An 831-nucleotide genomic window follows, 5' to 3' on the forward strand; every position below is an offset into this window, starting at 1 on the left:
CACCCGCTCGCTGCCGTCGCGCACATCGGCGCCATGCGCCTTCATGATGCTGCGGGCCTCGTCATGCAGCACGTCGACGCCGATTTCCCTGAGCACGCGCAGGGAGGCGAGGTGGATCGATTCCAGCTCGTCGTCGGAGACCAGCCTAGTCGGCGTCAGCGGGTTTTTCAGCTGGCGGAAAGCCGGCTGCTCGAACGCGGCCGAGCCGCCGGCGCGCTTTCCGGCGCGGCCGCCGCGACGGGCGCGGTCGGTGGCCAATGCCGGTTCTGAGGGTTGTAGGGCGGCGGTCATGAATGGTCCTCGTAGGATGCGATAGCGGGCGGCATAATGGACCGGCGGCTGTCCAGCCATTGCGGAGGCGGCGACCACTAGGGCGAGGGAAGCGACATGCCGGAACGGCAGTTGCGCGGCCACGACATCGGCCTGATCCCGCCGCCTCGTTGGCGCAAGCGGATTTCGCCGGGCGGCCCTTCCTTTGCCTGGATCGAACCGATAGCTACTCGGGCTTGCCGGCCGGATGGCCAGCAATTCACATGGATGGCAGCATGGTTGCGACCGGCTCGAACGAAGGCGAAGCAGGAACGCAGTGGGCAGCGCTTGCCGGCGTCACCGCGGCACTTGCGATGTTCGGCGCGGCGCAGGGGTTGAGTTCGCCGCTGTTCACGCTGCTGATGCAGAAACAAGGCATGTCGCCAGCGCTGATCGGCTTGTCGGCGGCGATGATGCCGCTCGGGCTGATCCTTTCGGCTTCTTTCGTGCCCGCGGCTGTGCGGCTTGTCGGTGCACGCAATCTGGCGGTCGGCTGCTCGCTGATCGGCGCGCTCTGCTTCC

1 protein-coding gene and 1 pseudogene are annotated in these 831 nt (G+C 67.4%); one reads left to right on the forward strand and one right to left on the reverse strand.

All coding sequences use genetic code 11. The annotated features are described in order from the left end of the window. On the reverse strand, positions 1-291 hold a 291-nt coding region (locus tag EN750_RS36855), incomplete at its 3' end, for a trimethylamine methyltransferase family protein (RefSeq protein WP_189526777.1). 254 nt (positions 292-545) lie between these two features. Here EN750_RS36855 and EN750_RS36860 point away from each other — a divergent pair. Beyond that, positions 546-831 (forward strand): annotated as a pseudogene (locus EN750_RS36860) (MFS transporter); the annotation flags it as partial.

Source organism: Mesorhizobium sp. M7A.F.Ca.ET.027.03.2.1 (genome assembly GCF_003999175.1).
Taxonomy (GTDB): domain Bacteria; phylum Pseudomonadota; class Alphaproteobacteria; order Rhizobiales; family Rhizobiaceae; genus Mesorhizobium.